Here is a 24,266-nt window from a genome sequence, read left to right on the forward strand (position 1 = left end):
GTTAACCACCGGTAACCAGAGTGGATCGTGCGGCAGGACGACTTTGCGCCGACTCAACTCGGCGATGCAGGCGCACAGAAATGCGATGACCGACGAACGGGCGGGATGGTCCTTATCGCTCGGCGAGGAGAGCGAAGGCATGCCTCGTGGTAGCGTGTCGGCGCCTATTCCATCAGCGCCGCATCACCCCAGGTCACCGGGTCGGGAAAGCGCTCAGCCTGCGCCGTCCGGGCGACCAGCTCAATGATGCGGACCCCGTCAACGGGGACATCGAACGACTGCGCCGCTTCTCCCGCTTGGGCCGGCCTGGAGCGCGCGAGCAGCTTGCCATCGCCGTAGACCAAGAATGTCACCGGCTGCTGGCGGGAGCGCGCGGAGTCATCCACTCCCACGGAGGCGACGAAGCGCCGGAACCCTTCATTGCGCACCTCCACCCGCGAATTGGCGAGAATGCCAAGGCCGGTCTCGAAATGCGTGCCGGCAACGGATAGCGCCTGCCCGAACGGCGTCTGGTCCAGCCGTGCCCCGCCCCAGCCGCCATATTGCGTGCGCTCGCCTCCACCCTTGGTCCCGCGCCAGGGGAGCAGTCCGCGATGCACCTGCGGGTCCGCCTCCGGCACGACCACCCCATCCTCCGCAGGATTGACCCGTGACGGCTGCTCGGAAAGATAAAGCCCGCCAACGAGCCTCCGCGCGCCCTTTGCACGAAAGATCAGCGTCTCATAGGGCGCGAGGTCGAGGGCTTGCTCGCCGGTGAACTGGCGGTCTGCGCCCTGCCAGAGATCGGTCAGCCTGACCGGCGCACTGGTCGCGAACTTCAGATGATCCGCCGTCAGCACCGCCTTGGCGGGCGCTGCCGTGCGGTTGAAAACCGCGACCGCCTTGTCGCCATCGGCAAGCGCCTTCACGAAGATCTGCACGTCCTGCGAATCGAAGGCGAGCACCGCCTGATTGCCTGCGGGGTCCTGATTGAGCGCGACGATCCGCTCATTGCCGAGGATCGCCAGCATCTGCGGCGAGGCCTTGCGCAGATCATAGCCGATGATCAGCGGGGCATTGACCATGGCCCACAGCGCCATGTGCGAGCGCGCACGGACGGGGTTGGTCATGTCGAAGTCCCCGGTGCCGACGAACAGCATGTCGGGGTCGTTCCAGGAGCCGGGGTGAGCATAAAGCGGGCGATGCGCGACGCTGTCGAGATTGTGCAGCATCCGGCTCCAGGTGGGGAAGATATCCTCGCTGGTGCGCGACATGTTGCCGACCGTTCGGGACCATGCCCGCGAGTCCGCCGATCCCCACAGGCACAGCGAATAAACATAATCCTGGTCGGGATTATGTCGCTCCAGCGCCTGCCGCACCTCGTCATACAGCGCCTTGACGGCCGGAATGTCGGTACGCCCGAGCGACTCCACGTCGATCAGCGGATGGAGGCCGCGATATTGCCCTGCCTTCACGCGCGGGTCGCTGGGTGGCAGCCCGCGAATACCGCAGGCGTCGACCTTGATGAGGTCGAAGCCCCATTCCTTGAAGTAGAGCGCGATGTCCTGATCGACATGGCCGTAAAGGCCCACTTCGCGCTCCAGCACCGTGCCTTCGGGCTGGTTGGGGAAGGTCGATGTGAACACCTGCCCGCAGGAATTGCGGCCGATATCGGAATAAATGCCGGCCTTGAGGCCCATGGCGTGCAGCTTGTCGGTGAGCGGCCGAAAGCTGTTGCCGCCGCCTGCGATCGCCGCCGAGGGAAAAGTCTCGGTCCGGATCAGCATCCGCCCATCCGGCTGGCGGCGCTTGAGCCACCAGCCATCATCGATGTTGATGTAGCGATAGCCTTTTGCGGCGAGGCCGCTCTCCACGATTACCCGGGCCGAGGCCATCAGCTTGGCTTCATCGATATCACTGGTGAAGGCGTTCCAGCTGTTCCAGCCCATTGGCGGCAGCGGTGCATGCCCGCCGCTGTAGATGCTCCAGCGCCCCGTGGGCGCCAGCGGATCAACCATAGCGCTGCGGGCGGCATCCGGCGACGCGGCGGGGGTTGTCTGGGCGCCAGCTTGGATCGCTGCCAACGCCGCCGCTGCCGCCCCTACCGCCAGCCACAGACGGGACGCATGTCTGAGGGTCATCGGGCCGCGCCGGCTTTGGCAACCAGATGCGTACTGAAGAACGGCAGCACATGGTCCTGGAATCGGAACGCGACATGGCTGGTATGCGTGCCCTCGTACAGGGTGAAGCTGTTCGCGATGCCGTAGGAATCGAGGACCTTGTGCAGCGTCTCGGTGTCGGTCTTGAGACTATCCTGATCACCGACGTCCATCGCGATCGCGGCATAGCCTTTGAGCGCACCGATATATTGGTCGACAAAGGCCAATGGCGCATTGGCCGCCCATTTTGCCAGAATGGCATTGCGCTGCGCCTCATCGCCGCTTGGGAGATCGAGATAGAGCGGCGGCTTCTTGGGGTTGGGCGACCAGGCCGCGCCGACCGCAAGCTGCGCCCGCAGCGGGAATGGCAGGTTGGCCGAATCAGCGGGAGCTTTGACCGCCGCGATCTGCGCCAGCCCCGTCTCATCCAGCGCAAAGGCATCGCGCGCGGACAGGCAGCACGGGCTCATCAGATAGAGCGCCCCAAACTGATCGGCGTGCTTCATGCCGATCCGTGCCGCGCCATAGCCGCCCATGGAATGGCCGACGAGGCCCCGGCTCTGCGGGTTCGCCAGCGTGCGATAGTGGCTGTCGATATAGGCGATGAGATCGTGGGAGATGAACCGCTCGAAGTCGCCGGTTGTCGCCGAGCTTGAGTACATCGAGCCATTGTGAATGGTCTTGCTGTCCGGGAAGACCAGGATCATCTCCTGCGCGCCCTTGGCCAGCGCACCCTCGATCACTTGCGGCACATGGATTTCGCCGATCCATTGCTCAGCACCGATGGAATAGCCGTGCAGAGCGTAGACGACCGGATATCGTTTGGTCCGGTTGGCGGCATAACTGGGCGGCAGGACGACGATAACATCGCGGTCACCGGATTCGCCTTCCAGATTCCCTGCGATGGCCGGGGAATGGACCTTGATACGCTCCAGCGTCACCTTCGGCGCGCCCGGCACCGGCGCTGGCGCGTTGGTGGCAACCTGCGCCAGAGCCGGCGCGGCAGGCATAGCCAGGCACAGACCTGCCAGCAGGGCCGCATGAATTGCGCTTGTCTTCATAGTCATCCCATCCTCCTGTTTTGGTGTTTATCAGCGGCAGCCAGTCAGCCACCGCGCAGTTGCTGCATGACGAGCGCCCGGATGCGCGCGTAATTCCCCTGCCGCAGCCGCCCCAACAACCCGCGCTGCGCCTCCGGCAGATGGGCAAGCGGATGCCCGTCGCGCTGAAAGACATAATGGTCGAAATAGGCGCGCCATGCTTCCCGCTCAGCCGCCGGACGCTCGGCGATGGCGATCATCGCCAGCATCATCGCCGTCATCGGCGCATCCGGGCCGGCGGAGAAGGCATCCCACCAGTAATTGACGAGCATGTTGAAGGGTGCGGTCGCCTCCACCTGATGCCACCACAATTTGGGGAGGTAGAGCGCGTCTCCCGGCAGAAGCTCGACCGTCATGGCCCGCGCGCGGGCCTGCGCCATGCGGGGGTAACGGGGATCGCCCTCCGACGCCGAAGCAGCGAGACTGACGGGCGGACCGGACAAGGTGCGGTCGATCGGCCCGACGTACAGGTCGCCAATCGCATCGGGCGGATACAGCGTGAAGCATCGTCGGCCCGCCACCACGCAAGCGAGATTCTCGAACGTATCGTAATGGCAGCTCACATGGGATGCGTTGCCCAGCCAGATGCGCGGCACCACGCCCTGCGGCATGAATGGCAGGGCATTATCCGCCTCAAAGCCCGGCACATAGCTGCTGGCCGGCAGCGAGCCCATATACACCGTGCCATCGCCGGGGGCTTCGGCGCGCGCCATTATCTCCCGCAAGCCCTCGCGCAGAGGCACTTCGCGCCGCTCGAAATTAAAGCCCTCCAGGCCATCGTCGTAAAAATAGCGCCCGGCAATGTCGGGCGCGCCGACGAAGATTTCTCCCGGCCGGTCTGTGGCGAAGCGGTCCAGATAGTCCGCGAGCGCACCGTCCGCCTGCGCGGCTGCCCGGACGACTGGCCAATCGGCGCACAGGCCGCGAACGACCGCAGGCTGGCAGGGCTCGACCAGCAGGCGCCGAAACGCCTCCGCGCCGGTGAGTGCATCCCGGTCCAGTTCGGCAATGGCGGCGGCCATCGAGCTTCTCCGATCAGCCGGCCTGCGTCATCTGGTTGCGACGCTCGGCAAGCACCGGAACCTGCTTGAGCGAAGCGGCGACGCAATAGGCCAATTGAAGATCGCCGTTGCGGAACAGCGCCAGCACGCTGGCATCGTCAAGATCGTGCAACCGATCGAGGCTGACCGTGTATAAGCCCGCCAACTCAATGGTTTCGCCATCGTCGAACCGCAGCGAGATATCGATCGGCTGAATGATCCCCAAACGGTTGAGCGTGGCGATGAAGCGCTCGGCCTCCTGCTGGCCGGCGACGATCTGCCCGAGCAACCGCTGCATATGCCGCGTGGTCGATGTCGCCCCGCCATCTTCATCGAACAAAGGCTCGCCGGACACTTCGCTCAGGCGCGGGCTGGCCCGGTCGATCGCGATATTCTCGCCGGAGACGAAAAAGGCCTCCCGCTGCTCATCGAGCGAGCGGAAAGGCGCCTTGCCGGAATGCGAGTCGACCAGCAGATTTTCGCCTTCCTTGAAGCCGAACAGGGCACCGACATAGAAGGCGCCGGTTTCCGGGTTCTTCGCGAAGAGAATCGGGCAAACCGCCGCAGCAGCCGCAAATTCCGACGGCAGGACCGGAACGAAGTTGCGCGTTTCCGGCGAAATCGCGCCTAAACGCAGGTGCCGATGGGCCTGCGAATCCAGAATTTCGAGTGCTGCTTCCATGCCATCCCTCTCCTCATTTTTATTGCGATGGCGGGAGCGCGCTTCTTGACGCCGTTCTCCGCACCGCGAGTCCAATCGCTGCAATCCACCGCAGGAATCGGACGTTTTCGGTCGATAATCCAGCCCTTTGGTGGGCCATATATACACCGAAAATTTGAGCTTGATAGCGCTACCTTTTCGCACTAACGTTCAAGCATAGAAAAACACGATGTCTGGAGAGGGTGTAAGCGTGACGTGTCACGCCGACAAGGGACCACTTTATCCGCATCATGTGAAAACCGGCGGCAGCAATGCCGTTTCGTGGCGTCTTCTGTCCGGGAAACCGGTCAGCGGAGCCGTTCGATGATTACAAGTGGAGGGGGTTATGAAAGGCATTCAGCCTAACTTCGATTATCTCAATCGTCCTGCAATTCTCAAGGCGGTCCTGCTCGGCGCCCCCAGTGCCCTGGCGCTGATCGTCTCGGCACCGGCGATGGCCCAAAGCAGCGCAGCGCCCCAGAGCGCATCGACTGAAGACATCATCGTCACCGGCTACCGCGCCTCGCTCCAGCAGAATCTCGACATCAAGCGCGAGTCCGCCGGCGTCGTGGAAGCGATCTCGGCCGAGGACATCGGCAAGTTCCCCGATCCTAACGTCGCGGCCGCCCTGCAGCGCCTGCCCGGCGTCTCCGTGCAGCGCAACGGTCGCCGTGGCGAGGCGGACGGCGTCACCATCCGCGGCTTTGGCGGCGACTTCATCGACACGCTGGTCGATGGCCGCCACATTTCCACTGCCATCGGCAACCGCGGCGTCGACTTCACGACCATCGGCTCGGACTTCGTCGGTCGGCTGAACGTCTACAAGACGCCCAATGTCGAACTCTCCACCAGCGCCATCGGCGGCTTCATCAATGTGGAGATGCCCAAGCCGTTCGACCGTCCGGGTTTCCAGGTCATCGGCCGCGCCTCCGGCTCGTACCAGTCGCGCAGCAAGGATGTGACGCCGTCTGCCGGCCTGCTGATCTCCAACACATTCGCCGATGACACCATCGGCATTCTCGGCAACGTCAACTACAAGCGCACGGACACCACCTCCAACCGCGTGTTCGTACCGGGCTGGATCGGCGCCAATTTCGCGCCCTGCCAGGCCGGCCCGAATGTGCCGACCTGCACACCGACCAGCGATCCGACCAGCGCCGCCTGGGCGACGCCCTCAAATCGCAATTCGGTGCTGAACTGGTTTCCGCAGCAGACCGGCATCGAGCAGATCCACACCAAGGACGAGCGCCTCGATGCGCGCATCGCCCTGCAGTGGCAGCCTTCGGACAATCTGCTGATCACGGTCGATGACAATTTCAGCCGCCAAACCGTGCACAGCAATGCGTTCGGCTATGCCGCCTGGTTCAACGGCAGCGACCTGCGCAACGTGAAGTATGACGAGAACGGCACGGTCGTCGACTTCTCGCAGTTCGGCACGCCGATGGATTTCAACGCCAACTACACCCGCACCATTCTCGAGACCAACACCTTTGGCGCGAACGTCAAATGGGATGTTAGCGAGAATCTCAAGCTGGATGTTGACGGCTTCATTTCCCGCAGCACCCGCAATCCGGGTCGGAACGGCTATAATGACAGCATGGACATCGGTTACGGTGGCACCAATGCTGGCGGCACCACCATCCTGGGGGCCAATACCGGCGTCACGATCCTCGGCCCCAGCAAGGACTATCTGCCACAGATCCACGACATCGGCCCGGCGGGCAATGTCTCGCGCTTTACCGACACGAGCGTGATCGGTTCGCACGTGATCGTGCGCGGCGCGCCCTACAATGCGGACACCGTCAAGCAATTGCGGGCCGTGCTCCGCTGGGATCAGGACAACGTCAAGCTGGCCTTCGGTGGCCAGTATATGGAAGACAAGCTGTACGGCGAGAACACCAGCACGTTCAGCAACGGCGTGTTCGCCAGCCGCTCAGGCTATGGCACGCCTTCCGGTCGCCCCGGCGGATCAAGCGGCGGCATCGCGCCACTGCCGGCCAGCGTCTATCAGGGCATCATCAGCACCGCGAACTGGATCCCCGGTTATCAGGGCAATCTCGGGCCTTCGGTCATCGTCTATGACCCGTATCAGGTCTACAAGCTGCTCGAAGCCTCGGGTGGATCGGTGGCACCGACGCTCGATCCGGCCAGCGTGTATGAAATCCGCGAGAAGACCTATGCCATCTTCTTCCGGGCGACCTTCGACACCGATCTGGGCGGCATGCCGTTCAGCCTGACGGCCGGTCTGCGGCATGAAGGCACGCATCTGACCTCGAACGCGATCGGGCGCCGTCTGCTGGGCCTGTCGATCCCGTCGGGCGATCCGACCCTCATCCAGCCGAACCCGGCCCTGGGGACCAACGGCTTCTCCGATCCGACGACCATCTCGCGCAGTTCCAACTACACCTTCCTCCTGCCCAGCCTCGATGCAAAGCTGGAGGTGATGCCCAACCTGCTGCTGCGCATGAGTGCCTCGCGGACATTGACCCGTCCGGGCCTCGCCGCGCTGCGTCCCACCGTCACGCTGGGAACGTTGCGCGTGGGCAGCCTCTCGGCCAGTGGCGGTAACCCCGATCTCAAGCCGTATCTCTCCGATAACTTCGATGCGGCGGCAGAGTGGTACTATCAGCGCAACTCCTATGTTTCGGCCAACTTCTACCTCAAGCACATCACCAACTTCGTGGTCGGCGGTGTGTCGGTGCAGTCGATTGACGATGCGATCGATCCCAGCACCGGCCGGATTGCGCGCTTCAACGTGAACAGCCAGGTCAACGGGCCGGAAGCGACCGTGAAGGGCGTGGAAATCGCTGTGCAGCACGTCTTTGGCGAGAGCGGCTTCGGCTTCCAGGCCAATGCCACCTTCCCGTGGAGCAACCGCAATTACGATCCCACCAGCACGGACGGCTCGGCCTTCTCGATCACCGGCCTTGCCAAGTCGGCCAACCTGATCGCCTTCTATGACAAGGACGGTTTCCAGATCCGTGGCGCCCTCAACTGGCGTGACGAATATCTGGTCCGGCTCGGTCAGGATCAGGGCGGTACCTTCGGTGCGGAGCCGGTCTATGTCGATCAACAACTGCAGATCGATGCCTCGGCCAGCTATGACGTCACGCCTTTCGCGACGGTCTTTGTCGAGGCCAACAACCTCAACAATTCGACCTACAGCACGCATGGGCGGTTCAGCAATCAGACGCTGGATGTCTTCTCCTACGGGCGCCGCTTCTCGGCCGGTGTCCGCGTGAAGTACTGATCGGGTTGACTTCTTGCCGGGGGAGCGCACTCCTGCGCTCCCCCGCATCGTTCATGTGAGTGGTCATGGTTCATCCGGTCAAGAATATCGTGATCGTCGGCGGCGGCACCGCCGGGTGGCTGACGGCTGGGATCATCGCAGCGAGACATCGCGGCCGCATCCCGCACAGCTTCACCGTTACGCTGGTGGAATCGCCGAACACGCCGATCATCGGGGTTGGCGAAGGCACCTGGCCCACCTTGCGCTCGACGCTCAAGACCATGGGCGTATCCGAAACCGACTTCTTCCGCGAATGCGATGCGGCGTTCAAACAGGGCGCGCGCTTCAACCGCTGGACCACGGGCGCGGCGGACGACGGCTATTATCACCCGCTCGTTCTCCCGGAAGGTTTTGCCCGGGTCAATCTCGTCCCCCACTGGCTCGCCAACGGAAAAGGCCAGAGCTTTTGCGACACCGTGTGTCCGCAGGGCGTGATCTGCGACGAGAATTTAGGGCCCAAATCCATCACCACGGCTGAGTATGAAGGCGCCGCCAACTACGCCTATCATCTTGATGCCGGAAAGTTTGCGCCCTTCCTGCAGCGCCATTGCTGCGAGACTTTGGGCGTGCGCCATGTGCTGGCCGATGTACGGCAAGTGCTGCTGGCGGAGGATGGCGACATCCGCGCCATCGACACGGAGCAGGCCGGCGAGATCGAAGGCGATCTATTCATCGACTGCACGGGTTTTCGCAGCCTGTTGCTGGGCGATGCGCTGGGCGTGCCGTTCAAGGACTGCGGTGACATCCTGTTCTGCGACACCGCGCTGGCCGTGCAACTGCCCTATGAGAGCGAGAGCAGCCCGGTCGCGACGCACACCATCTCCACCGCGCAAAGCGCCGGCTGGATCTGGGATATCGGCCTGCCCTCCCGCCGGGGCATCGGCCATGTCTATTCCAGCCGCCACATCACGCAGGACGAGGCCGAGCGCGAGCTGCGCGCATATATCGGTCCGGCAGGCGCGGATTTGCCATTGCGGAAGATCGACATCCGCTCAGGTCACAGGGAAATCTTCTGGAAGCGCAATTGCGTGGCGGTGGGCATCGCCGCCGGTTTCCTCGAGCCGCTGGAAGCCTCCGCCATCGTGCTGGTGGAACTCTCCGCCAAGATGATCGCCGAGCAAATGCCGGCCTGCCGGGAGGTGATGGACATCATCGCCCGACGCTTCAACGAGACCACCAGCTATCGCTGGGGCCGGATCATCGATTTTCTCAAGCTGCATTATGTGCTGACCAAGCGCACCGACAGCGCCTTCTGGCGGGACAATCTGCTGCCGGAGACCATCCCGGACCGCTTGGCGGACCTGCTGCACCTTTGGCGCTACCAGTCGCCCTGGTTCCATGACGAGTTCGACCGCATCGAAGAGGTCTTCCCCGCCGCGAGCTACCAATATGTGCTGTACGGCATGGGCTTCCGCACAGAAGTCGCACCCGAAACGCTGACGCCGGAGGCTGCCCTCGCCATGCAGGCGATCCGCGAGAACAGCCGCCAGACCGACCGGCTACGGACCAGCCTCCCGCGCCATCGCGACCTGCTGCGCAAGATTCGCGACTACGGCCTCCAGCCCGTCTGAGCTTTTGGGGGCATGAGACAGGCTTCCGGCATTCAGCCCCACGTCCCACGCTTATTGGGTAGCGCTACCTTTCTTCCACCACTTCGCATCCTGATCGCATTGACCAGCGCATGGCCGTGTATGGTCGCCGCGCAATTGCCGCCTGCGCCCGTCATCCCCGCAATGCCTGCGCGAGGCGCACCCAACTCGGAAGATGCCTTCGCCAATGTGCAGATATCGCCCCGGCCAGACGCCGAGCCGGCCGTGCTGCATGTTGCTTCGCTCGGGACCGAGACAGGCGATGGCAGCGCCGCACGCCCGTTCGGCACGCTGATGCAGGCGCAGGCGTCCGTGCGGCGCCTGAACCGCGACAGGCCCGTCACCGTCCAGCTCGCCGACGGCGTTTATTCCCTCGACGCGCCGTTGCACTTTGGCCCGGAGGATGGCGGCCATGCCGGCCATATCGTCCGCTGGGAAGCCGCGCCGGGCGCGCAGCCCACACTCTCCGGCGGGTCGATCGTGCAGGGTTGGACGCTCGCCGACCGCGACCGCAACATCTGGACGGCGTCGATCGGCAAGGGCAGCGATCCGCGCCAATTATGGGTCGATGGCCGCCTCGCCCATCGCGCCGCTGTCGAGGCGCCCCGGAGCGCCTTCGCCTTTTTCGATTGGGGCATCCAAATCGTCGATCCGGCATGGCGCTTTCTTGCCACCTTGCCGGACCAGAGCCGCATGGAGGTGGAGAACACCGGCTTTTTCACCGATCGACGGGCCGTCATCGACCGGATCGAGGGCGACCGCATTCTTCTCAAGCAGCCCGGCTGGCGCAACAATCTGATCGGCTATGATACCTTCGCAAAGCCGGTCTCCGGGAACAAGGCCCGCTTCTTCATCGCCAATGCCCTCGCCTTCATGCGCGCAGCCGGGGACTGGTACGCCGATCCGGCGAAAGGCGTGCTCTACCACAAGCCGCAGGATGGCCAGTCGCCCGAGGCCCATAAGATCGTCGTGCCGCGACTGGAGGCGCTCATCACGATCGCCGGGAGCGCGGAGGCGCCGGTGTCGGACATTCTCTTCGAGGGGCTGGCCTTCCGCCACACAAGCTGGCGTGGGCCGAGCAGCGCCGAGGGCTATGCCAGCCAGCAGAGCGGGAGTTATCTCGCAGGCGACATCGCCAATTATCCCGCCGATCCAGTTCGCGATTGCAGCTGGGGCTGTGCCGCGTTCGAGGCGCAACGCAACCACTGGCGCCAGCAGCCCGCCGCTGTGCAGATTTCCGCCGCGCGGCGCATCACGTTCCGCAACGTCACCTTCGCGCAACTGGGACAGATCGCGCTCGGCATCGGCAACAGCCCGGAAGCCAATATGCGCGGCCCCGGGCTTGCCGCGCAGTCGATCGAGGTCAGCGGCTCGCGCTTCGGCCCGCTGGCCGGCGGCGCGATCATGGTTGGGGGAACGACCGTCGATGCCCACCATCCCTCCAGACCGGAGCTGGCCGTCCGCGACATACTGATCCGCAACAATCACATCGAGACAGTGTCGCAGGATTATCGCGAGCAGGCCGCCATTCTGGTTACCTACGCCTCAGCCACGCTCATCCTGCACAATGATGTGTCCGATGCGCCTTATGATGGCATCGACGTCGGTTGGGGCTGGGGGACCAATGATCCCGGCGGCAACACCGCGTATATGACGCGGGCGCGCGGCTATTATGATCAGCCCGGCAATCGCATCTACGAGAAGCCGACGATCCTGCGCGACACGGTGATCTTCGGCAACCGCGTTCATGGCGTAAAACGCTGGTTTCCGGACGGCGGCGCCATCTACCATCTCTCCGCCGATCCGGGCGCGCTGATTGCGGAAAACCACATCTATGATGTCCCCGGCGGCATCGGCGTCTATCTGGACGAAGGCTCGCGCTACGTCACCGTACGCAATAACGTCATCGACGGCGTCGGCCTGTGGGTGAACCTCAATGCGCAGGACGATGCCCGGCCGCGCCGAACCAATTTGGATAATGTTGCGACCGGTAACTGGTTCAACAGCGGAAAGGCCAATGGCAATTGGTCAGCCTATCTGAACAACCACCTCGCCAATAATATTGCCGTCAACGGGCAAGCCTGGCCGCCCGAGGCGCGCGCCGTCATCGCCCGTGCCGGGGTCCAGATGGACGGCACCGCGCCATGACCGCCCTTCCCCATCCTTTCGCCGACTCAGACGCTGGAGACAGATCATGACCCCCGCACCCTCGCTACGCGCCCTCATCCTCGCCGGTGCTGCAGCGTTCGCCGTGCCGCTGGCCGCTCAGACGGACGACGCCAACACGGTCATGGCGCAGTCGGAGCGGCAGGCGGCAGACATCGTGGCGAAGCTCACGCCGCAGGAAAAGGCGGACCAGCTTGTGAATGTCGCGCCCGCCATCCCGCGCCTTGGTATTCCCGGCTACAATTGGTGGACGGAATCGCTGCATGGCGCGATGGGCACGCTGCCGACCACCAACTTCCCCGAACCGATCGGCCTCGCCGCCACCTTCGATGCGCCGCTGGTCCATGATGTCGCCAACATCATCAGCGTCGAGATGCGCGGCCTGCATACGCGGGCGCGTCAGACCGGGCGCCTCGGGCGCATCGGCACGGGGCTGGACACATGGTCGCCCAACATCAACATCTTCCGCGATCCGCGCTGGGGGCGCGGGCAGGAAACCTATGGGGAAGACCCCTTCCTCACGGCCGAGATCGGCAAGGCGTTCATCACCGGCATGCAGGGGCCTGACCCGGCACGGCCCAACATCATCGCGACGCCCAAACATTATGCCGTGCACAGCGGCCCGGAATCGACGCGCCATCATGCCAATGTCTACGTTTCCCGCCACGATATGGAGGACACCTATCTGCCCGCTTTCCGCGCTGCCATCGTGGACGCCAAGGCGGGATCGATCATGTGCGCCTATAACCGGGTGAACGGGCAGCCGGCGTGCGCCAGTGACGAGTTGCTCAAGACACACCTGCGCGACGCCTGGGGCTTCAAGGGCTATGTCGTCTCCGATTGCGATGCGGTGACGGATATCAACCGCAATCATCATTATGCGCCGGATGCCGCCACGGCCGTCGCCGCCGCGATGCGCGCCGGGGTCGACAGCGAGTGCAATGGCGCGACGCTAAGCGACACCGCCGGGCTGGGACAGCCCTATCTCGACGCCTTGAACCGCAATCTCATCACCCAGAGCGATGTCGACACCGCGCTCGTGCGGCTGTTCTCCGCGCGCCTGCGCAATGGCGACCTGCCCGGTCTTGCGCCGCGCCCGGCCATAGCACCATCCGTCATCGGCGCGCCGGACCACAACGCGCTGGCGTTGAAGGCCGCCGAAAAGAGCCTGGTACTGCTTAAAAATGATGGCGCGCTGCCGCTCAAGCCCGATGCCCGCATCGCCGTCATCGGCCCGCTGGCGGACGCCACCCGCGTGCTGCGCGGCAATTATTCCTCCACCCTCTCCGGCCCGCCGATATCCGTGCTGGAGGGGCTGCGCCAGGCGATGCCCGGCGCGACGATCCACCATGCCCCCTTCGCCGAGACCTTTACCGATGGCGACCGCGTGCCGACGACGGCGCTCGTCGCGCCGGATGGCAAGCCCGGGCTGCTGGCGCGCTATTATAATCCCACGCAGACGCCGCCGGCCCGCTTCGCGCCCGGCACGTTCGACAGCGCAACCAAGGCGATGACCTTCCAGACCAAGCCGGTCGTGACCCGCAGGGAGGCCGATGTGGCCGGGCGCAGCCTCGATCTGGCGAAAGTCTCCGACCATCATCGCGTGGTATGGACCGGCTTCTTCGTCCCGCCCGAGAGCGGCACCTACCGGCTTGGCCTGTCCGGCTCCAACGGCGAGATGCTGCTCGACGGCAAGCCGTTCGTGGACCTCAAAAACTCGCGCTGGAACAGCCTGCCGACGATGAAGACGCTGACGCTGGAGAAGGGCAAGCGCTACCCGATCGAGATCATGATGACCTCGCACATCAACACCGGCATCGACCTGATGTGGAAGCGCGTCTCGCCCGATGCCGATGCCGCCCTTGCCGCTGCGGCGGCGCAATCGGACGTGATCGTCGCGGTCGTCGGCCTCACCTCGGATCTCGAAGCCGAGGAAACGCCGGTGAAGGTGCCGGGCTTTGAGGGTGGCGACAAGACCACGCTCGATCTGCCGGCCGAGCAGCTTGCCATGCTGGAAAAGGCCCGCGCGCTGGGTAAACCGCTGGTCATCGTGGCGATGAACGGCAGCCCCATAAACCTCGCCTGGGCGAAGGACCATGCAGCGGGCATCGTGGAGGCCTGGTATCCGGGGCAGAATGGCGGCCTCGCGGTGGCCAATGTCCTCTCCGGCAAGACCAATCCCTCCGGGCGCCTGCCCCTCACCTTCTATCGCAGCGTGGATGAGTTGCCGCCGTTCGGCGATTACAGCATGGCAGGGCGCACCTATCGCTACTTCACCGGCACACCGGTTTACGCTTTCGGCTATGGGCTGAGCTACACGCAATTTGCTTATGAGCCTCTGGGGGTGCAGGCATCGGGCGATGCTGCGCAGGGCGTGCGGGTTTCCACGGCCGTGCGCAATAGCGGGCAGCGGGCGGGCGAAGAGGTGGCGCAGCTCTACCTCGATTTCCCGGATGTGCCCGGCACCCCGCGTATCGCCTTGCGCGGCTTTCAGCGCGTGGACCTGAAGCCCGGTGAATCCCGCCAGATCAGCTTCGATCTCTCGCCGCGCGATCTGAGCACGGTGTCGTTGGAGGGCGTGCGGCAGGTCTTCACCGGTGCGTATCGCGTCTCGGTCGGCTCCGCTCAGCCAGACAGCGGCCTGCCGGTGCAGAGCGCGGGCTTTGCGATCGGCACCGGCGTCACCCTGCCGAAATAGGCGGGATGCCGAGCCAGCCGCTCACGTCGACCTGCTGGGGGCGGCCAGCCTTCAGCGGCACAATCAGGCGCTGGCTGGCGAAGCGGACCGTCCGCTCCGCATCGATGGCGCTGGTGAGGGTCAGCGTCCGTGGCCGGGACTGCGCCCAACCGAGATCGACCATGCAGGCCCCCCGTGCCCGCAGCCCGCGCACCGCGCCGGTCGGCCAGGCCGAGGGCAGCGCCGGCAGGAGGTGGATCTCATCGCCCCCGCTGCGCATCAGCATATGCGCGATGCCGGCGGTGCCGCCGAAATTGCCGTCGATCTGGAAAGGCGGATGGGCATCGAACAAATTGGGATAAGTCCGCTCCGGCCCAAGCAAAAAGCGCAGGATGCGGTGGGCACGATCGCCCTCGCCAAGCCGCGCCCACAGGTTGATCCGCCAGGCTGTCGCCCAGCCCGTTCCGAGATCGCCGCGCAATTCCAGCGAGCGGCGCGCCGCCGCCGCGAGCGCTGGCGTGTTGTCCGGGTCGATCTGCTGGCTCGGGAACAGCCCGTAGAGATGCGAAACGTGGCGATGGTCCGGCTCGGGCGCCTGCGCATCCCAATCCTGCTGCCACTCATGCAACTGCCCTTGCGCGCCGATGCGATCCGGCGCGAGGCGACCGCGCAAGGCGCGAAGCTCCGCCGCGAACGCGCTGTCGATGCCGAGCAGATCGGCGGCCTGCGCCGTCTGGTCGAACAGGTCGCGCAAAATCTGCTGGTCCATTGCCGGCCCGGCGCAGATCGCGATGTCGCCATGATGGGCGTTCTCCGGAGAGAGCGACGGGCTGGTAACGAGGGCGCCGGTCTCGGGATCGACCTGCAGCGTATCGACAAAGAACAGCGCCGCCCCGCGCATGAGCGGATAGACATCGCGCAGGAAGGTCTTGTCTCGCCCATAATCCCAGCGCTCCCACAAATGGGTGCACAGCCAGGCGCCGCCCGTCGGCCACATCCCCCACCGCGCGCCATCCACCGGCGCGGTGGCGCGCCAGATATCGCTGTTATGATGCGCCACCCAGCCGCGCGCACCATACATCTCCCGCGCGGTACTGGCGCCGCTTTCCGCCAGCTCCTGCACCATCCGCACCAGCGGCTCGGTGCATTCGGGCAAGGCCGTGATCTCAGCCGGCCAGTAATTCATCTGCGTGTTGATGTTGATCGTGTATTTCGATCCCCAAGGCGGATCGATGCTCTCATTCCAGATGCCCTGCAGGTTGGCGGCCTGGGAGCCGGGGCGCGACGAGGCAATCAGCAGATAGCGCCCATAATTGAAATAGAGCGCAGCAAGGCCGGGGTCATCGCGGCTCTGCGCGGCGATCACGCGCTCATCGGTGGGCAGCGCGGCGGCGCTGTCATCGCCAAGGTCGATCTCGACGCGGCGGTACAGGGCGCGATGGGCAGCGACCGCTTCACCATGCAGTTGCTCGGTGCTGCGCGCCATCGCGTCGACGATCCAGCCGCGCACAAGCGCATCTGGATCGCCGGAGACATCGTCGAAACGGCGGAAGCTCGTCGCCATCGCGACCAGAACCGTCACCGCCCGCGCGCCACGCAACGCCAGATGATCGCCCTGCGCGGTGAGCGAGCCGCCTTCCGGGATCACGCGCACCAGCCCTGCCAGCTTCAGCGCACCGTCGACGCCATGCGCGCCACGATTGCGCCCCCGGATGAGCAGCAGCGCGTCGCGAGCCTCCACCTGCGCCTCCTGCGCCGGGGCGAAGCCGATATCGAGATCGAGCGATGCCGGGCCATCCACCTCGTAGCGCAGCACGATCACCTGTCGCACGGGCGAGGCAAAGACCGTGCGGCGGTGACGCGTGCCCGCCAGCGTGAACGTCGTCGTTGCCGTGGCGCTGTCGAGGTCGAGCACGCGCCTATAATCGTCAGGGACTGTAGCGGACGCGGCGCCCGGCAAGCTGAGCAACAGATCGCCGAAGCTCTGATAGGCCATCTGCTGGACCGGCTGGCCGATCAAGGTGCGGTTCGCGAGGTCGTGCGCCTGCGCATAATCTCCCTGCGCGATCAGCCTGCGCACCTCCGGCAAGGCGGCACGGGCGGCGGGATTGACCGGATCATAAGGCCCGCCGGACCATAAGGTATCCTCGTTGAGTTGCAGCCGCTCGGTGCCGACGCCGCCGAACACCATCGCGCCGATCCGGCCATTGCCGACCGGCAGGGCCTGCGTCCATTCTGTCGCCGGGCGCCGATACCAAAGCCGGTCGCGCAAGGGTCTGTCGCTCTCGGACGCGGTCACGGCGGCGCCCGGCAAACAGGCATTGGCGGCGAGCAGCAGCGAGCCTTCGAGCACATCGCGGCGCGTGACCATCGCTCAGCGGTCCTTTCGGCTAGCGGGTCCAGACATAAGGCCCCACGATGGTGCCGGTGAACCCGCCGGCATCCTGTGTGCTGAGGAACCGGGCATCCAAATCCGCCGCGAGCCGGCCCATGCCCCCTGCCCCGGCATAGTGGAAGGACATGGTCCCCCCGTTCGCGCGGATCGTCAAAGTCATCGGGCTCCGGTTGGCGATAGGCGCGGAGGCGACCAGCTGCTCCTTCCCTTTGGCGCGAGTATACAGCGCGATTGCATCCTGCCCGTTCAGCCGCGTGAGGCCGAAGAACAGCCAGGCATCGTCGCTTTGCATCGCGGCAAGGCCGGCGCGGTCGCCTTCCTGCTCCGGCGAGAAGGTGACGACGGTGCGCATCGTCGCGACATGATGCTGCTGCCGCCGCCCAAGGAAGGCGGGCGTTCCGGCCTTGTCACCGAGCGGCGCGGCACTGGCCAGCACCAGATCGCCACGCTCCAGCCGATAGAACGGGTGATCCGGCGTGCGGACGCCGACCCATTGCATCCCCAGCCGGTCGCCCTCGAAGCTGTCGGCATACGCGAAATCGCCGCTGGTCGGCAGCGGCGGCCGGACCTGTGGAGGCAGCGCGGGCGCCTTCGGCGCGAACGGGATCCTCTCGCCATGCGGCAGGATGACCGGCCAGCCGTCTTTCCACTGGACGGGCAGCAGGAAGGTCTCGCGACCGATATTGTAATAATTGTCGGCATAAGGCCGCACCGCCAGAAAGGTTGCCCACCAGTCGCCTGCCGGGGTCTGGACGAGCTTGGCGTGGCCGGCGGAGGTGATCGGATCGGGCCGGGCGGGATCGAGGTCGCGCTGGGTGAGGATGGGGTTATCCTTGTGCGGCACATAAGGTCCGCGCAGCTTGCGCGAGCGGAACACCACCTGGGAGTGATCGACGCTCGTGCCACCTTCCGCCGCGGTCAGATAATACCAGCCATCCTTGCGCAGAATGTGCGGCCCCTCGATCCAGATCGGCTTCTTGCTCAGGTCCACCCCGCCATTGACGAGCTGGGTGCTCGGCCCGACCATCTTGCCGGCCCGCCAGTCATATTCCTGAATCCAGATCGCGCGGTGCCCCTCATAGCGCGGCGTCTCATCCGGCCCGCGATTGTTGACGATATAGGCCTTGTCGCCTTCCCAATAGATCGACGGGTCGATCCCCTCGAACGGTAGCCAGATGGGGTCGGACCAGGGGCCGGCAGGGTTCTTGGCGGTGATGACGAAATTGTCCCGGCATCCCACGCAGGTGTTGACGATGTAGAAGGTGCCATCATGAAAGCTGATGTCCGGCGCGAACACGGCCTCGGACACGCCCCGGCCGGCAAGGTTGAGCTGATCTGGCCGGTCGATCGCATTGCCGATCTGCGTCCAGTTCACCAGATCCTTCGAATGCCAGACCGGAAGCCCCGGAAAATGCGCGAAGGATGAGGTGACGAGATAATAATCATCCCCCACCCGCGTGATCGAGGGATCGGGATAATAGCCTGAGAGGATGGGGTTGCGGTAGGCGCCGGGCTTGACCGTTACCTGCTCGATGGACTGGCCGTCATAATCGAAGCTGGCAAAGCGGGCCTCCGGCCCTGCCCATGCCGCCGCGGGCATCAAGGCCAGCGCTGCGGCCATCCACCCACGCGCCCACAGTCCCGCCGCGATCTCCATTGTCCCTCTCCTTTTGGCGCCACGCTGATCCTGTGCGGATTCGCTGCCCTGAGCCATAATGGTAGCGCTCCCATTTCTTCTTGCCCAGCCCTGTTTATCTGCAGGAGCGCCTATCCTCTTTCAAACAGGACAAAATCATGCGCGAGCGGAATCCATTTGACCGCGCCACATCCGCAATGGTAGCGCTACCTTAACAACGCCGCACAACCATAAGCGGCGCGCAAGATAAACAAAGGAGAGCCCCCTTGTCGAAAGTCCCGATGCTCCGGACCAGCTTTGTCGTGCTTGGTCTCGCCACCGCCCTTTCCGCCTGCTCCTCGGATGAACCGGCCGCTGCAAACAATGGCGCGACTGGCGCGGCGCATGAATCGGATGGCATCTCGGCCGACGGCAAGCGCTTCCTCTCCCAGCCGCTCGTGACGGAGATTTTCACCGCCGATCCTTCGGCCCATGTCTTCAACGGCAAGATCTACGTCTATCCCAGCCATGATGTCGACGCCGGCATCCCGGACGATGACCTGGGCAACCAATACGCCATGCACGACTATCGCGTGCTGGAGATGGACAAGATCGGCGGTCCGGTGAAGATCGGGCCGGTCGCGCTGGACGTGAAGGACGTGCCTTGGGCCGCCAAGCAGATGTGGGCCCCCGACGCGGCGTTCAAGGACGGCACCTACTATCTGTACTTCCCGGCCAAGGACAAGGACGGCATCTTCCACATCGGCGTGGCGACCAGCAGCACGCCCATGGGTCCGTTCAAGGCCGAGCCCAAGCCGATTGCCGGCAGCTTCTCCATGGACCCCAATGTGTTCACGGATACGGATGGGACCAGCTACATGTATTTCGGCGGCATCTGGGGCGGCCAGCTCCAGAACTGGGCCAAGGGCAAGTATGACGCCGCGATCGGCGTGACCGACCTGAAGGCGGACGATCAGCCGGCGCTCATGCCCAAGGTCGCCAAAATGGCCCCGGACATGAAGAGCTATGCCGAAGCGCCCCGCGATGCCGTAATCCTCGATGAGAAAGGCAAGCCGCTCCTCGGTGGCGACCATGATCGCCGCTTCTTCGAGGGCACGTGGATGTACAAGCGCGGCGACACTTACTACCTGACCTACTCGACCGGCGACACGCACTTCCTCGTCTACGCCACGGGCAAGACGCCTTATGGCCCCTTCACCTATCGCGGCAAGATTATTGAACCGGTGCAGGGCTGGACCACCCACCACTCGATTGTGGACTGGGGCGGCAAGACCTGGCTCTTCTATCATGACACGCAGCTGAGCGGCAAAAACCACCTACGCAACGTGAAGGTCACGGAGCTGACCTTCAATGCCGACGGCACGATCCAGACGATCAATCCGTTCCGCGACTGACCGGCATGTTCCTCGGCATCGACATCGGCACCTCCGGCGTGAAAGCGGTCGTTATTGACCAGCATGGCGCCGTTGTCGGCCAGGGAACGGCGGCGCTCACCGTGCAGCGGCCGCAACCGCTCTGGTCCGAGCAGGACCCGGCCGCGTGGTGGGCGGCGACCACGGCAGCGGTGCAGGCCATCGACCCCGCCGTGCGACGCGCCGTGCTGGGCGTCGGGCTCGCCGGCCAGATGCACGGCGCCACGCTGCTCGGCGCGGACGATCAGCCGCTGCGTCCTGCGATCCTGTGGAATGACGGGCGCAGCCACGCCGAATGCATCGCGCTGGAAGACAAGACCGACGCCTTCCGCACGACCGGCGGCAACATCGTCATGCCCGGCTTCACCGCCCCCAAGCTTGCCTGGGTCGCCCGGCACGAGCCGGAGATCTTCGCCGCCACACGCACCGTGCTGCTGCCCAAGGACTATATCCGCCTGCAAATGACCGGCGACAAAGCCACGGATATGTCCGACGCTGCCGGCACCTTGTGGCTGGATGTTGCCGGGCGGCGCTGGGCGGAGGCGCTGCTGGACGCGACCGGCCTCAGCCTTACGCACATGCCGGCACTATACGAGGGCACAGAGCTGACCGGCACGTTGCGGGCGGAGGTCGCTCAGCTCTGGGGCATGTCCCCCGTTCCGGTCGCCGCCGGGGGGAGCGACAATGCCGCCGGCGCCGCGGGCATCGGCATCGTCAGCGATGGCGACGGGCTGCTGTCCCTCGGCACATCGGGCGTGATCTTCATCGCCAACGACCAGTTCAAACCCAATCCAGACCGAACCGTGCACGCCTTCTGTCACTGCCTGCCTGCACACTGGCATCAGATGGCCGTGCACCTGTCGGCGGCGTCGTGCATTGACTTTGCTGCACGCCTCTCCGGTGCAGCCGGCGCCGCCGACCTCTTTTCCCGCGCGGAGTCCGTTGGCGCCGCGTGCGGACCGGAACTCTTCCTCCCCTATCTCTCGGGCGAGCGTACGCCGCATAACGACCCGCAGGTGCGCGGCGCCTTCCTCAATCTCGATCATGATAGCGGGCCGGAGCGGCTGGCGCAGGCGGTGCTGGAGGGCGTTGCCTTTGCCTTTGCCGATGGGCTGGATGCGCTGCGCGACGCCGGCAGCGATGTGGAGGAACTGGCCGTGATCGGCGGTGGCGCGCGGTCGCGCTATTGGGGCCAGATCATCGCCGCTGCGCTCGGCACGCGCCTCAACTACCTCAAGGGCGGAGAGGTCGGCCCGGCAATGGGCGCGGCCCGCCTGGCCCAGATCGGCGTGACCGGCGGCGCACCCGCCGACATCTGCACGACGCCGCCGGTCGCCCATGTGATCGAGCCCGACCCGCTGACCGCCGAACGACTGGCCCCCAAGCGCGAGGCCTTCCGCCGCGCCTACCCCGCCATTCGCGCCGCACAGAGCTGACATTCTTGAAACCGACAGGGAGCGCCTGATGGCCACCGACTATTTCGCAGACATTGCCCCCATCGCCTATAAAGGCCCGGATACCGACGACGAGCTGGCCTATCGCTGGTATGACAAGGATCGCGTCGTGCTCGGCAAGCGGATGGAGGATCATCTCCGCTTTGCCGTATGCTTCTGGCACACATTCTGCTGGCCGGGCTCGGACGTGTTCGGCGCAGGCACCTTCAACCGCCCCTGGCATGCCGGCGCCAATGACAGCGCTGCTGCACATCAGAAGCGCGAGGTCGCCTTCGATTTCTTCAAAAAGCTCGATGTCCCCTTCTACTGCTTCCACGATGTCGACGTGATGGCGCAGGCCGAAGGCGTGGCCGAGCATCGCCGCTACCTCGCCGAGGCCGTCGATCATCTGGAAGAGCTGCAGGCTTCGAGCGGGCGCAAGCTGCTGTGGGGCACCGCCAACCTGTTCGGCCACCCCCGTTTTGCTGCTGGCGCCGCGACAAATCCGGACCCGGAAGTCTATGCCTTCGCCGCCATGCAGGTGCGCGATGCGCTGGAGGCCACGCATCGCTTGGGCGGCGTCAACTATGTGCTCTGGGGCGGCCGTGAGGGCTATGAGACGCTGCACAACACCAATTTGAAGCGCGAGCTTGATAATTTCGGGCGCTTCCTGACGCTGGTGGTCGAGCACAAGCACAAGATCGGCTTTTCCGGCACGATCCTCATCGAGCCCAAGCCGCACGAGCCGACCAAGCATCAATATGATTTCGATACGGCCACCGTTTACGGTTTCCTCAAGCGCTATGGCCTCGAGAATGAGGTGAAGGTGAACATCGAGGCGAACCACGCCACGCTCGCCGGCCATACCTTCGAGCATGAGCTGGCCACGGCAGCGGCATTGGGTATCTTCGGATCGATCGACGCCAATCGCGGCGACCATCAGAATGGCTGGGATACCGACCAGTTTCCCAATTCCGTGGAAGAACTAACCGTCGCGATGATCGAGGTGATCCGCGCCGGCGGCTTCACCACCGGCGGGTTCAACTTCGATTCCAAGGTGCGGCGCCAGTCAATGGACCCGGTGGACCTGTTCTACGGGCATATCGGCGGCATCGACACGGTGGCGCGTGGCCTGCTGAATGCCGCCGCGATCATCGAGGATGGCCGCATCGATGCCCTGCGCAATCAGCGCTATGCGGGCTGGGATGGCCCGCTCGGCAAGGAGATCGCTGCGCTCGACCTCGCCGGGATCGCCGACCTCGCCGTAACCCGCGCGCTCGACCCCAAGCCTGCCTCCGGAAGGCAGGAGCGGATCGAAAATCTCGTCAATCGCTTCATCTGAGCCATGCCGGACCCGGGCGCTTCCTCTTCGCCGGGTCAGGTCACTGATGAGGTGGTCGCTCCGGCGGCCACCTCTTTTTTTGCTATCTTGTCGCCCAGGCGCTAACGAAACCGAAATTGCCGTGCCCCATAGGATCGGCACGAACAGACGATAACGACGCGGAGCCAAAGCAAGATCGCCCCCTCATCTTATCTGTTGCGGTGACCGCACGATATTGGGAGAGGTCTCGCCCGGTTCCGGATAGGAAGGCGAACAAGTCAGGCGATGGTCACCAACCGCAATTCCCGCTCGTCCCGTCGGCAGAGCTCTGGCCCCAAGATCGAGGATGTCGCCCGCCTGGCCGGCGTTTCGCCGATGACCGTGAGCCGCGTGATCAACAAGGGCACCAATGTCCGTGAGGACAAGCGCCTGGCGGTCGAGGCCGCGATCGCCGAACTGAACTACGCGCCCAATATCGCTGCCCGCACGCTTGCCGGCGGGGAGGACACGCGCATCGGGCTGCTCCACTCCAACCCGAGCTTTGCCTATCTCAGCGAGTTTCTGGTCGGCATATTGGCGGAGACCAGCCGCACCGGCGCGCAGCTCATCGTCAAGGAGTGCAATGAGGAAGGCGCAGAGGACAAGGCCATCGAGGCCCTGCTCAAGGGCCGGGTGGACGGGATCGTCCTGCCCCCGCCGCTGAGCGATTCCCCCTCCGTGCTCGCCGTGCTGGAAGGCGCCGGCGTGCCGGTCGTCGCGGTCGCCACCGGGCGCGCGCCCGACTGGGCGCTCTCGGTGAGCATCGATGACAAGGCGGCGGCCCACGCCATGACCGATCACCTCATCCTGCTCGGGCATCAGCGCATCGGCTTCATCACCGGCCACCCCAACCAGACGGCCAGCGCCGAACGGCTGGAGGGCTATCGCTCCGCGCTGGAGAAGCACGGCATCGAGCCGCAGCCCGAGCTGATCGAGCAGGGCTTCTTCACCTTCCGCTCGGGGCTGGAGGCAGCCACGCGCCTGCTCGACCTGCCCGAGCCGCCAACGGCGATCTTCGCCTCCAACGACGATATGGCCGCAGCTGCGCTGACCGTCGCGCACCGGCGTGGTATCGATGTGCCGCAAATGCTGACCATCTGCGGCTTCGACGATACCGCTCTGGCGCTCACCAGTTGGCCGGAGCTGACCACGATCCGCCAGCCCATCACCGATATGGCGCAGCAGGCGGTGGCGCTGCTGACGCGGGAAATCCGCATGCGCAACGCCTCATCGAAGGGCGTGGACCACCCGCATGTCGTGACGCCCTACACGCTGATCGCGCGCGAGAGTGACGGACCCCCGCCCCAGCCCTGAAAAGCGAACGGCCCGGC

14 protein-coding genes are annotated in these 24,266 nt (G+C 64.9%); 8 read left to right on the forward strand and 6 right to left on the reverse strand.

Translation table 11 applies throughout. The annotated features are described in order from the left end of the window. Positions 1-164: 164 nt before the first annotated feature. The 4 genes from M2335_RS11750 to M2335_RS11765 are packed head-to-tail and all read right to left on the reverse strand — an operon-like array spanning position 165 to position 4,960. Positions 165-2,120: an NPCBM/NEW2 domain-containing protein gene (locus tag M2335_RS11750; RefSeq protein WP_264594805.1), complete on the reverse strand. Its 1,956-nt coding sequence runs from the start codon at positions 2,118-2,120 to the stop codon at positions 165-167. Further along, the gene (locus tag M2335_RS11755; protein WP_319801198.1) at positions 2,117-3,205 is read right to left on the reverse strand and encodes an alpha/beta hydrolase; all 1,089 of its coding nucleotides are present in this window, start codon (positions 3,203-3,205) and stop codon (positions 2,117-2,119) included. The genes M2335_RS11750 and M2335_RS11755 overlap by 4 nt, the downstream gene beginning before the upstream one ends. 38 nt (positions 3,206-3,243) lie before the next feature. Then, positions 3,244-4,260: a cupin-like domain-containing protein gene (locus M2335_RS11760; protein ID WP_264594806.1), complete on the reverse strand. Its 1,017-nt coding sequence runs from the start codon at positions 4,258-4,260 to the stop codon at positions 3,244-3,246. A 13-nt stretch (positions 4,261-4,273) separates the two neighbouring features. Beyond that, positions 4,274-4,960, reverse strand: coding sequence for a SapC family protein (locus M2335_RS11765; protein ID WP_264594807.1), 687 nt, complete (start codon positions 4,958-4,960; stop codon positions 4,274-4,276). Between the two features lie 364 nt (positions 4,961-5,324). Here M2335_RS11765 and M2335_RS11770 point away from each other — a divergent pair, with 364 nt between their 5' ends. The 4 genes from M2335_RS11770 (at position 5,325) to M2335_RS11785 (ending at position 14,720) form a co-directional block, all read left to right on the forward strand. Next, complete coding sequence (locus tag M2335_RS11770) at positions 5,325-8,228, forward strand: TonB-dependent receptor (RefSeq protein ID WP_264594808.1); 2,904 nt, start codon at positions 5,325-5,327, stop codon at positions 8,226-8,228. A gap of 65 nt (positions 8,229-8,293) precedes the next feature. Continuing rightward, on the forward strand, positions 8,294-9,838 hold the full coding sequence (locus M2335_RS11775; protein WP_264594809.1) for a tryptophan halogenase family protein: 1,545 nt from the start codon (positions 8,294-8,296) through the stop codon (positions 9,836-9,838). A 162-nt stretch (positions 9,839-10,000) separates the two neighbouring features. Continuing rightward, complete coding sequence (locus M2335_RS11780; RefSeq protein ID WP_264594810.1) at positions 10,001-12,004, forward strand: right-handed parallel beta-helix repeat-containing protein; 2,004 nt, start codon at positions 10,001-10,003, stop codon at positions 12,002-12,004. A gap of 46 nt (positions 12,005-12,050) precedes the next feature. Further along, complete coding sequence (locus M2335_RS11785; RefSeq protein ID WP_264594811.1) at positions 12,051-14,720, forward strand: glycoside hydrolase family 3 C-terminal domain-containing protein; 2,670 nt, start codon at positions 12,051-12,053, stop codon at positions 14,718-14,720. Here M2335_RS11785 and M2335_RS11790 read toward each other — a convergent pair. After that, positions 14,704-17,070 (reverse strand): glycoside hydrolase family 95 protein, encoded by a 2,367-nt coding sequence (locus M2335_RS11790; RefSeq protein WP_264594812.1) that lies wholly within the window; start codon positions 17,068-17,070, stop codon positions 14,704-14,706. The genes M2335_RS11785 and M2335_RS11790 overlap by 17 nt on opposite strands. Before the next feature lie 19 nt (positions 17,071-17,089). Further along, positions 17,090-18,751 (reverse strand): glycoside hydrolase family 43 protein, encoded by a 1,662-nt coding sequence (locus M2335_RS11795; protein ID WP_413716118.1) that lies wholly within the window; start codon positions 18,749-18,751, stop codon positions 17,090-17,092. Positions 18,752-19,011: 260 nt separating this feature from the next. On the opposite strand from M2335_RS11795, the gene M2335_RS11800 reads away from it, so the two are divergent. The 4 genes from M2335_RS11800 to M2335_RS11815 all read left to right on the forward strand — a co-directional run bounded on the left by M2335_RS11800 (position 19,012) and on the right by M2335_RS11815 (position 24,249). Continuing rightward, positions 19,012-20,124 carry a glycoside hydrolase family 43 protein gene (locus M2335_RS11800; RefSeq protein WP_264595409.1) on the forward strand — a complete coding sequence of 371 codons (1,113 nt, stop codon included), beginning with the start codon at positions 19,012-19,014 and terminating at the stop codon, positions 20,122-20,124. 5 nt (positions 20,125-20,129) lie between these two features. Beyond that, on the forward strand, positions 20,130-21,578 hold the full coding sequence (gene xylB / locus M2335_RS11805) for a xylulokinase (protein ID WP_264594813.1): 1,449 nt from the start codon (positions 20,130-20,132) through the stop codon (positions 21,576-21,578). Positions 21,579-21,606: 28 nt separating this feature from the next. Continuing rightward, positions 21,607-22,917 (forward strand): xylose isomerase, encoded by a 1,311-nt coding sequence (xylA, locus tag M2335_RS11810; protein ID WP_264594814.1) that lies wholly within the window; start codon positions 21,607-21,609, stop codon positions 22,915-22,917. A 264-nt stretch (positions 22,918-23,181) separates the two neighbouring features. Further along, positions 23,182-24,249 (forward strand): LacI family DNA-binding transcriptional regulator, encoded by a 1,068-nt coding sequence (locus tag M2335_RS11815; RefSeq protein ID WP_264594815.1) that lies wholly within the window; start codon positions 23,182-23,184, stop codon positions 24,247-24,249. Positions 24,250-24,266 lie beyond the last annotated feature (17 nt).

This window comes from Sphingobium sp. B12D2B, assembly GCF_025961775.1.
Classification (GTDB): domain Bacteria; phylum Pseudomonadota; class Alphaproteobacteria; order Sphingomonadales; family Sphingomonadaceae; genus Sphingobium.

Excerpts from the sequence above, each read along its gene's own strand:
- M2335_RS11785 (WP_264594811.1), top strand. The coding sequence starts at position 12,051 with ATGACCCCCGCACCCTCGCTACGCGCCCTCATCCTCGCCGGTGCTGCA.
- M2335_RS11755 (WP_319801198.1), bottom strand. The coding sequence starts at position 3,205 with ATGACTATGAAGACAAGCGCAATTCATGCGGCCCTGCTGGCAGGTCTG.
- M2335_RS11790 (WP_264594812.1), bottom strand. The coding sequence starts at position 17,070 with ATGGTCACGCGCCGCGATGTGCTCGAAGGCTCGCTGCTGCTCGCCGCC.
- M2335_RS11780 (WP_264594810.1), top strand. The coding sequence starts at position 10,001 with ATGCCTGCGCGAGGCGCACCCAACTCGGAAGATGCCTTCGCCAATGTG.
- xylA (WP_264594814.1), top strand. The coding sequence starts at position 21,607 with ATGGCCACCGACTATTTCGCAGACATTGCCCCCATCGCCTATAAAGGC.
- M2335_RS11750 (WP_264594805.1), bottom strand. The coding sequence starts at position 2,120 with ATGACCCTCAGACATGCGTCCCGTCTGTGGCTGGCGGTAGGGGCGGCA.
- M2335_RS11760 (WP_264594806.1), bottom strand. The coding sequence starts at position 4,260 with ATGGCCGCCGCCATTGCCGAACTGGACCGGGATGCACTCACCGGCGCG.
- M2335_RS11765 (WP_264594807.1), bottom strand. The coding sequence starts at position 4,960 with ATGGAAGCAGCACTCGAAATTCTGGATTCGCAGGCCCATCGGCACCTG.
- xylB (WP_264594813.1), top strand. The coding sequence starts at position 20,130 with ATGTTCCTCGGCATCGACATCGGCACCTCCGGCGTGAAAGCGGTCGTT.
- M2335_RS11800 (WP_264595409.1), top strand. The coding sequence starts at position 19,012 with ATGCTCCGGACCAGCTTTGTCGTGCTTGGTCTCGCCACCGCCCTTTCC.
- M2335_RS11770 (WP_264594808.1), top strand. The coding sequence starts at position 5,325 with ATGAAAGGCATTCAGCCTAACTTCGATTATCTCAATCGTCCTGCAATT.
- M2335_RS11795 (WP_413716118.1), bottom strand. The coding sequence starts at position 18,751 with ATGGAGATCGCGGCGGGACTGTGGGCGCGTGGGTGGATGGCCGCAGCG.
- M2335_RS11815 (WP_264594815.1), top strand. The coding sequence starts at position 23,182 with ATGGTCACCAACCGCAATTCCCGCTCGTCCCGTCGGCAGAGCTCTGGC.
- M2335_RS11775 (WP_264594809.1), top strand. The coding sequence starts at position 8,294 with ATGGTTCATCCGGTCAAGAATATCGTGATCGTCGGCGGCGGCACCGCC.